Below are 8272 nucleotides of genomic sequence, written 5' to 3' on the forward strand. Positions count from 1 at the left end.
AAAACAAACAACAAAATACAGAAACAAGAAGAAGGAGACGGCAAACGACCGTCTCCTTCTTTTTATGTTTTGCTATTCTCCTCACTATGGACCAAAAGCAAATTTCTTATGTTGCGGACCAGGTCGAGCAAGGAATTCTTGGCCTCGAAGGCGTCGATAAGCTGCTGGCTTACTTGGACAGCCTGCATCCGGATGATTTGGCCGGCGTGGATTTCCTCGTTGACCGCATGTTTGAGGAGGAGCGTAACCAGATATGGGAGCTCACGGAAGCGCTTAAGGAATTTCTCGCGGGTCTAAAGGAATGCCAGAAGTAGTGCAGACGCTTGACGAAGCAACCAACACCCTTGTAAACCCCTTAGGTTTGAATCTGACTGACCCCGATGATTCACGGGCGTATGCCGACCAGGTGTGGCAGGCGGGTGTGCTTTTGAATGTGGCAATTGATGAGCCTCAACACCTGACCAGCGAAGGCGTCAAGTCAATAGAGCCTTGCGACATCTTCCCGGTCGCGCAACGGGCGCTAGAAGAGGTTCTGCTACAGTTGCCGCTGGTTAATGATCCGGTTGGGTCCGTGATCTGGTGCGCGGGGCGCTTGGCCCAGGAACTACCTCAGGCCGCCCAATTGGCCCAGGTTGACGGGCTGCGCTTAGCCGAGTGGCTCTTGGGCGTTCTTGAGTCGCCGTATGCGGAGCAGGTCGATATCGACCCCGTACAGTACGCGGAGGCTTTAGGGCCTGAAGGCGTCAAAGAGCTGCGCGAGCGTGCGCAGGGTGAGTATGTCGGTCGTCGGTTAGCGGTGCTTTCCGGTTCTGTCGAGGAGGTATTTCGTACCCACACGGACGGATACGAGCAGCTCATTAGCGGGCTTTCGGAGATCGGCCGGTTCGACCTTGCTTACACGTACTCGGAAGAAGCGATGCGAATCCTCCCCGCTGAGGAAACGTTCAACATTGCTGGTGGTTGGGCCGCGATTACCGACGTCCACTTTCCTCACCGCAGCCCTTACGTCAATGAGCGAGTATTCGACGCGTTTCCAACGCTTTCGAGAGCGAAAGGTCTTTTTGCGGCGGTGGGGGATAGCGCAGTGGAGCACATCGAGGCTCGGCTGCGCGATAAGCCCTGGGATCTTGCAATGTTTCAGTATCAGTGCCTACGCGATCCGCAACGAGCATGGGCGACAGCCTCGGACGCCGGGCTCCAACGCAATGTGGCAGAACGACTTCTTCCGTACCTGCCGGACGAGACCATTCCCGTTCTTATGCAGCTTATTGAGAAGAAGCTGGAAACAGAAGATGCCTATGGTCGCGACCAAGCGTATGGGTTGCTCGGGAAAGTTCAGAAAGCAGCTGAGCCGGCTTTATTTGAGGACTTCTTAGGTCGCCTGCAGCGGAAGTTTGCTGACTGCCCTGAAATTAGCAACCAGCTTGCCGACGCCGCCCAACCCTAAACCTTTGCTTTTACCCCTGCCAATGTGTGGGGTGCGATTCTGGGGTTCCCTGCGGATTTAGGGTATCCTATTCGAACATAAACACCCCCACACAAGGCACATGTCCACCAGCTGGGATACTATAAGGACGCTCGTTAGAAAACACATACGAACCCTGTTCTTCTCTTCTGGAGTGTCCCGTCCATGACTGCCACACTTGCCCCGCCCGAACCAGATACCACCCTCGACTACCCAGACACCCTCCTCATCGGTGACCACCCCGCAAACGCACACGACACCGATTCCCTAGACGATGGTGATATGCCGGAAGTGTTCTACACCACCAACGCACCCGGCAACCACATCGGCAAAGCCGGCACCTACACACGCAAAATCTCCTGGTTCCTCTACCGCGCCATCCTCCCCCAACTAGACGACGACGTTGACCTGAGCCTCACCAGCCTCGCCAAAGACCTCGGCATCTCTTACCACAAGCTTCTAGGCTTCCTGCGCGCTCACTTCCGCATGCGCCAACTACCCCTCGTCACCGAAGTCCAAGGCCACCATTGGATACTCGACCTGACCAAACTGCGCATCATCGACCGAGAACTTACCCGCCTAGAAGACAACCCCGACCACCTCGAAGCCATCGACGCCGCACTCGCAGACTTTCTGACCCCCACCACACCCAACCAAACAGTCCCCACCGATGCGGATCTGCGCCGGTTTATCCGCACTTTCATCGACACCCACCTGCGCCCCGAAGACAAAGAAGACAAACCCGAACCGCGACTGCGCATCAACTACAACCCCGATAACACCACCACACTATCGCTTACCTGCGATAGTGCCACCGCCACCATCATCGCCCGCCACATCGACGCTTACACCAACCAGGCCGAAACCACCGCCGCACAAGCACTCATCGACCTCATCTTGGAAGACACCCACACCAGCGTCGCCATCAACACGTTTACCACCAACCCCGACACCAACCTCGTCTATCACCCCGGTGCCGGATGGATAAACCTCAACCATGCCCCCACAGACAACACCTTCATCCGCCGACTCTTAGCCGACGAGGCAGACTCGTACACCCCCAGCACCGACATCCGCGCCTACACCCAAGGCAGAGACGCTACCTGCCGCTGGCCCGGCTGCACCGTCCCCGCCACCAGATGCCAACTCGACCACCGCATCGAATACCATCTCGGCGGGCCTACCAGCCCAGACAATCTAGTAAACCTCTGCCAACACCACCACAACATCAAAACCGACCGCAGAATCCACTACATCCTCGACCCCATCACCGGAACCATCGCCTGGCTACACCACGACGGTACCTACCAACTAGACCACCCCACCGGCCCACTAGCCACCCACCAAACCCACTGGAACCACACCTGGGCCCAGTACCTCACACACCAACAACAACGAACAGAAAGGAAGACCTCCACAGGGTAGGGGACGCCGTTAAAATGGGCTGATAGCGTACCGAGGAGGCTAGTCTCATGAGCCCACAGGCTGTCATCGCCTTGCCATTTTTTCAGAGTAGGACCCGATCCTTTCTTGATGAGGATCGGGCAGCTAGACGTGCACTGAAAATGCAAGATGGAATTGGCGTGCTCGATTTTGCCGTGGAGGACCCTTCGGAGGATCCAGCCCAAGTCTTCTCGGTTGTGCAAGAAGCGCTGGAGATTGCCGTAGATGTGATAGCCAATGCGGATGACTCACTTGGTATGTTAAGTGAGGTTGTTGAAGAGCTTATCGAGCTCCACGCTAAGAGCGCACAGCGCGCCAAGCCTGCGCCAATGGAGCTGGCCGAGTGGTTCATTGATTTCCATGAGAGCAACGAGGTTGATTACTTCGATCTTGACCCTGTTGCATATTCAACGGTCCTCGGAGAAGACGGCCTGGCTCGGGTGCGCGCTTGGGCGGAAAACGCAGATGTTATCCGCCGTAAGTATATGGAGAAGCGCTTTGCGGTTTTAGATCAAGACGTCGAAGCAATTATTCGTACACACTTGGCTGAGGGTAGCTACGCGGTTTATTTCGAAGAGGCAGCTAAAGCCTTAGAAGAAATCGGTGAGAATGACGCTGCGTGGGAGTACGCGAAGCGTGGAACCGAATCTGATCCAGATTGGCAGGCGCGGTCTTGCGGGCAATTCTGGGTGGAACTAGCGAGGGATCATTTCCCCGAAGGGGAGGAAGAGGTCGCCCAGATAGTTCTCAACAAGTGGCCGGACCCGCTCCTAGAAGTAATGCTGTACCCAGAAAGGTTTATGGAGTCCTAGAGAACTAGAAGGTCGAACTTCGTGGCCTTCACGTCGGAAAGGCGCTTGCGGGCGCGCTCGAGGCGCTGCCATTCCTCCTGGGGGATGGACTTTCGGGCAATAGTGACGGTTTCGGCGTCAGGGGTGCCCCATGCGATGGGCATAGGGGTGATTTGCTGCCAGTGGTTGTTGTCCGCGCGGCCGGAAACAGCGGCGACGGGGACCTTAGTGCCCACGGTTCGCTGGATGCCGGGAATGGCAGTCACGGTGCGCAGGCAAGCGGCCCAGCGGGGAGGCAGGGAAGGATCCACGTTGGTGTTGACCAAGGCTAGGAGAACCATGTCGCGTTCGTTGACCTCAGCGATGACGGCCGGGGCGAGGGGATAGGAGTCATAGAGTTGCTGGGCGGTGCCAACCTTACGGGCGGCGGCGAAGCCGACGATGGCTACCATGATTCCGAAAAGGATCATGCCGAGGCCGATAGTAATGCCCCAGGAAAATCCCCACCAGATGGCCGCGCCGCCGATGATGAGCAGGATGCCCAGCACGAGGCCGGAGATGCGAAGGCGGTTGGAATCGCGCAAGAGCTCGTTGTTGGCCTTGGCAAAGGACTCGTCTACGTCGAACTTGAAGATTTTCATTGTTCCAAGTCTAGTGCGTCGATAAGCCGGTAGGCATATCCCTGCTCGGCGAGGAAACGCTGGCGGTGCACGGCGTAGTCCGCGTCGAGGCTATCGCGGGTGACCAGCGAATAGAAAAGAGCTTCCTCTTCCTTGGGGCGCAGCAGTCGGCCGAGGCGTTGGGCCTCTTCTTGGCGGGAGCCGAAGGTGCCGGAGACCTGGATGGCTAGGGCCGCCTCGGGAAGGTCGATGGAGAAATTGGCCACCTTGGACACCACGAGAACAGGGAGCGTGCCGTCGCGGAATTGTTGGAAGAGGCGCTCGCGTTTGGCGGTGGAGGTGGAGCCGTCGATAACCGGGGCGTCGAGATGTGCGCCGAGCTCCTTGAGCTGGTCGACGTAACCGCCGATGATGAGGGCCTGCTGTGGGTGTCGGGCCAAGATCTTGTCTACCGCATGGAGCTTGGCGGCGGCTTGGGCGGCGATGCGGTAGCGGTCGCGAGGTTGGGCGGTGGCGTACAGCATGCGTTCCTCGGCGTCCATATCCACGCGGACCTCGATGCATTCGGCGGTGGCGATATAGCCGGCCATCTCGAGCTCTTTCCACGGGGCGTCGTAGCGCTTGGGACCGATGAGGGAGAAGACGTCGCCCTCGCGGCCGTCCTCGCGCACGAGGGTAGCGGTAAGCCCTAGCCGACGCCGCGATTGAAGGTCCGACGTCATGCGGAACACCGGGGCGGGAAGGAGATGGACCTCGTCGTAGATGATGAGGCCCCAGTCGCGGGAATCGAAGAGCTCGAGGGCGCGGTATTCGCCCTTGGTTTTGCGCGTGACCACCTGGTAGGTGGCGATGGTGATGGGCTTGATTTCCTTCTTTTCGCCGGAGTATTCGCCGATTTCGTTTTCGGTCAGGGTGGTGCGGCGCAGGAGCTCGTCGCGCCATTGGCGGCCGGCGACGGTATTGGTGACCAAGATGAGCGTGGTGGATTCTGCCTTGGCCATTGCAGCGGCGCCGACGATGGTTTTGCCAGCGCCACATGGGAGTACGACGACGCCGGAGCCGCCGGACCAGAAGGCCTCGGTGGCGTACTGCTGGTAGTCACGCAGCTGCCAGCCGTCGTGATTGAGGGCGATCGGATGGGACTCGCCATCGACGTAGCCGGCGAGATCCTCGGCCGGCCAGCCGGCCTTGAGAAGGGCCTGCTTGAGGCGGCCGCGCTCGGAGGGCGGGACGGCGATAGAGTTCTCATCGATGCGAGCACCGAGGAGTTTTCCGGTAGCGCCGCGGGTAAGTTCTTCCAGGATGGGCGGATCGTCGGACTCGAGGATGAGGCCGTGGGCCGGGTGGGCGTGGAGGCGGACGCGGCCGTAGCGGGACATGGTTTCGGCGACGTCGACAAGCAGGGCTTGGGGGACTGGGAAGCGGGAGTAGTTTTCTAGGACGTCGACGACCTGCTCGGCGTCGTGGCCGGCCGCGCGGGCATTCCACAGCGCGAGCGGGGTGATGCGGTAGGTGTGCACGTGCTCGGGGGCGCGCTCGAGCTCCGCAAAGGGAGCGAGCGCGGCGCGGGCCTCGGCGGCCTGGGCGTGATCCACCTCGAGCAGGACGGTCTTGTCCGACTGCACAATCAATGGTCCATTCATGGCTCCAGCGTAACGGAGGTGATCCGGTGCAAAGGAAACCGGATGGTAGAGCCATCGGCCGCGCGAGCGTCGATTTGCCCGCCCGCCACGGTCAGCGGGGTGACGGTGCGTTTCTTTTCGTTGCCGTTCTTATCCGCATAGCCGATGGTGATCGGCCGGGCAGTGCGCGCGGCGGCGTGGACTATGTCGAGGCTGGGCGTGGAAGGCGCGCCGTCGTCGCGCAGGGTGCGCATGGCCTTCGCGATGTCCGGGGAAGCGGTGACTCGGCGGGCGGTGGGCGTCGGCAGGGTAGCCGGTTCGGGCGCGACTGTAAGGCTGGCGCCGTTTTCGTCCTCTGCCGCGGGGGAGAGTCCGTGCTCGCGCAGGCGCTCCAGCAGGTCATGCACCGGCAATTGGGACACCGCCACGGTGGGTGCGAGCAGGCGCAAGGGCGCCGCCTTCAGCGCAATCTGGAGGAGAGCCGGGTCCTCGCTGCGCAGGTAGGACAGCGCCGGGCCGGAGCGCAGGGTGCCATGGCGCTTGGCGACGTCCCCGATGTGGAACTCCAGCGTCTGTGGCACCTCCCCGTGGGCGGCGAAAAAGTCCAGGATTTCCTCCCCAGTCATGCCGCGATCCAGGCCGCGGCGCAGGGAAGCGTCCGAGATGCGATAGACGCTGGCTAGGCCGGGGGACTCGAGGTCGGCGACTGCTTCGAGCCGCTGGTGGGTCTCCGGATCGAGCGGGCCGGGAACCAGGACCGTCATATCCGCTTGGATGAGGAAGTAATCGACCGTGTCGGGGGTCAGGCGGGCGGCGGCGTCGGGGGCATCGATAAGCACGCTGGTGGGACGCTCAAGGGCAATGGCGCCGATCCACTCGGCTTCCGCGCGGAGTTCGGCGATGGTCTCGTCCGAGGTGTGCGTGGCAAAGAGCGGAAAGTGGAAGCGCAGGGATTCTTCGAAGCTGGGCTTCGCGCCGCGCAGGTAGACCTGCAGGACTTTGTCCCTGAAGCTAGGTAGCCGGTCATTGGTGTGCGCTAGCGTGCGGCCTTCCTTGGTCCATGGGGAGGCAGTCCACGCCTCGAGCAGGACCTGCCACTTTTCGGCGAGGCTCGCATCGAGCCAGGTTTGAGCCAGTTCCGTTGGCGCGAGGAAATTGCCCTCGAAGTTTTTCGGCTCGCCGCGGCTGAGCAGGCGGGCGCTCATGCCCAGGCCAATGAGGCGGCGTAACTCCTCCTCATCGATGGTGAGGGTTTTGCTCAGGTTGGTGAGCTGGCGAACGCCGACGGTCTTGTCCTTGAGCAGTTCTATCGGCCGCGCGCCTAGGGCGTCAATGACGCGCTGCATGCCGCGCACGGCGGAAAGGCCGGCCGCGGTACCGGCATCATCGGCCTTGGAATCCGGGGCAGGGGATTCGGTGATTCCCTCCACCGGGATCGGCGCGGTGGGCTTGCCGTTCAGTGCAAGGTGCACAGGGCGCGGCAGGCGGACGGTGGTGGCGTCCACGCGCTGGAGCAGCTGCTTGGCAATGAGCCGCGGAATCGGCCGGGCCGGATCCGCATCGATGGCCGCATCTCGCGTGGTACCCAGGCCATTGGAGCGCGATAGGGTCTCGAGGACCTTCCGTTCTTCGTCCGGCAGCTCGGCGATGTCCTCCGGGCTGACTTGGACCTGGTCGAGGAGGGACCAGCCCGTGGGAAGGGCAGGCATGACCTCGGGTGGGATTAGGACGTTGCCGTACGCTAGTCCGCGCTCCTTGAGCCGGCGGGTGATCTCTGGACGCAGGTCTTCTACCTCCTCGAGCTCTCCACCACGGCGCGCGATGTCCTCGATTTCCGCGAGCAACTCCGCGGAGCAGTCCATGAGGGTTCGCGCGATCGAGGTGCGCAGCAGTAACCGAGTGGCAAGCGCGGTGATGCTCGGGGGTAGCGGATTGAGCACATCCGGCCGGTTGCGGAGGATGGTGGCGAGCTCTTCTTCCTCAAGGGAGGCGAGCCACGTGCGGAAATGCGGGAGGTGGGAAGACTTAGTCATGATGTCACCCCAGTTTAGTTATCGTTTGAGTTACGTTTTTGCGCAAGGTTTGAAATAATAAGGGCTATGTCGAATCAGAAGAAGGGTCACGTTTCCCCGGCTTGGCCGAAGAACGAAAATCGCGAGCACGCAATCACGGAAATCTCTGCGCCTTTTGCTGGTGCGTCCAGCCCCTACGGCGATGATCTGATCTTGCCGATGCCGGCAGAGAAGCTGAACTACGTTCACCCTTATACTCGCATCAATCGCTAGAGTATGTCCCCGCCTTGGTGCGGGGATTTTTCTTTCATACAAAAAG

Annotated in this window: 8 protein-coding genes; 5 read left to right on the top strand and 3 right to left on the bottom strand. The window is 60.6% G+C overall.

The features are described from left to right. Positions 1-86 precede the first annotated feature (86 nt). The 4 genes from CORTU0001_RS09590 to CORTU0001_RS09605 all read left to right on the top strand — a co-directional run bounded on the left by CORTU0001_RS09590 (position 87) and on the right by CORTU0001_RS09605 (position 3720). Complete coding sequence (locus CORTU0001_RS09590) at positions 87-314, top strand: hypothetical protein (protein ID WP_005329441.1); 228 nt, start codon at positions 87-89, stop codon at positions 312-314. Next, positions 314-1447, top strand: coding sequence for a hypothetical protein (locus tag CORTU0001_RS09595; RefSeq protein WP_005329443.1), 1134 nt, complete (start codon positions 314-316; stop codon positions 1445-1447). The genes CORTU0001_RS09590 and CORTU0001_RS09595 overlap by 1 nt, the downstream gene beginning before the upstream one ends. Before the next feature lie 183 nt (positions 1448-1630). After that, complete coding sequence (locus CORTU0001_RS09600; protein ID WP_005329452.1) at positions 1631-2890, top strand: HNH endonuclease signature motif containing protein; 1260 nt, start codon at positions 1631-1633, stop codon at positions 2888-2890. 140 nt (positions 2891-3030) lie between these two features. Beyond that, on the top strand, positions 3031-3720 hold the full coding sequence (locus CORTU0001_RS09605) for a DUF6880 family protein (RefSeq protein WP_005329454.1): 690 nt from the start codon (positions 3031-3033) through the stop codon (positions 3718-3720). Here CORTU0001_RS09605 and CORTU0001_RS09610 read toward each other — a convergent pair. Genes CORTU0001_RS09610 through CORTU0001_RS09620 form a run of 3 tightly spaced genes read right to left on the bottom strand, consistent with a single transcriptional unit; the run spans position 3717 to position 7974 of the window. After that, positions 3717-4340, bottom strand: a complete 624-nt coding sequence (locus CORTU0001_RS09610; RefSeq protein WP_005323881.1) for a DUF3239 domain-containing protein — start codon at positions 4338-4340, stop codon at positions 3717-3719. The two genes, CORTU0001_RS09605 and CORTU0001_RS09610, sit on opposite strands and share 4 nt — an antisense overlap. Continuing rightward, positions 4337-5962: a DNA repair helicase XPB gene (locus CORTU0001_RS09615; RefSeq protein WP_005329456.1), complete on the bottom strand. Its 1626-nt coding sequence runs from the start codon at positions 5960-5962 to the stop codon at positions 4337-4339. The genes CORTU0001_RS09610 and CORTU0001_RS09615 overlap by 4 nt, the downstream gene beginning before the upstream one ends. Beyond that, complete coding sequence (locus tag CORTU0001_RS09620; RefSeq protein WP_005329458.1) at positions 5959-7974, bottom strand: helicase-associated domain-containing protein; 2016 nt, start codon at positions 7972-7974, stop codon at positions 5959-5961. The genes CORTU0001_RS09615 and CORTU0001_RS09620 overlap by 4 nt, the downstream gene beginning before the upstream one ends. A 66-nt stretch (positions 7975-8040) precedes the next feature. On the opposite strand from CORTU0001_RS09620, the gene CORTU0001_RS09625 reads away from it, so the two are divergent. Then, positions 8041-8226 carry a hypothetical protein gene (locus CORTU0001_RS09625; protein WP_005329460.1) on the top strand — a complete coding sequence of 62 codons (186 nt, stop codon included), beginning with the start codon at positions 8041-8043 and terminating at the stop codon, positions 8224-8226. Positions 8227-8272: the final 46 nt, after the last annotated feature.

The organism is Corynebacterium tuberculostearicum SK141 (assembly GCF_000175635.1).
Classification (GTDB): domain Bacteria; phylum Actinomycetota; class Actinomycetes; order Mycobacteriales; family Mycobacteriaceae; genus Corynebacterium; species Corynebacterium tuberculostearicum_C.

Excerpts from the sequence above, each read along its gene's own strand:
- CORTU0001_RS09590 (WP_005329441.1), top strand. The coding sequence starts at position 87 with ATGGACCAAAAGCAAATTTCTTATGTTGCGGACCAGGTCGAGCAAGGA.
- CORTU0001_RS09600 (WP_005329452.1), top strand. The coding sequence starts at position 1,631 with ATGACTGCCACACTTGCCCCGCCCGAACCAGATACCACCCTCGACTAC.
- CORTU0001_RS09605 (WP_005329454.1), top strand. The coding sequence starts at position 3,031 with ATGCAAGATGGAATTGGCGTGCTCGATTTTGCCGTGGAGGACCCTTCG.
- CORTU0001_RS09610 (WP_005323881.1), bottom strand. The coding sequence starts at position 4,340 with ATGAAAATCTTCAAGTTCGACGTAGACGAGTCCTTTGCCAAGGCCAAC.
- CORTU0001_RS09615 (WP_005329456.1), bottom strand. The coding sequence starts at position 5,962 with ATGAATGGACCATTGATTGTGCAGTCGGACAAGACCGTCCTGCTCGAG.
- CORTU0001_RS09620 (WP_005329458.1), bottom strand. The coding sequence starts at position 7,974 with ATGACTAAGTCTTCCCACCTCCCGCATTTCCGCACGTGGCTCGCCTCC.
- CORTU0001_RS09625 (WP_005329460.1), top strand. The coding sequence starts at position 8,041 with ATGTCGAATCAGAAGAAGGGTCACGTTTCCCCGGCTTGGCCGAAGAAC.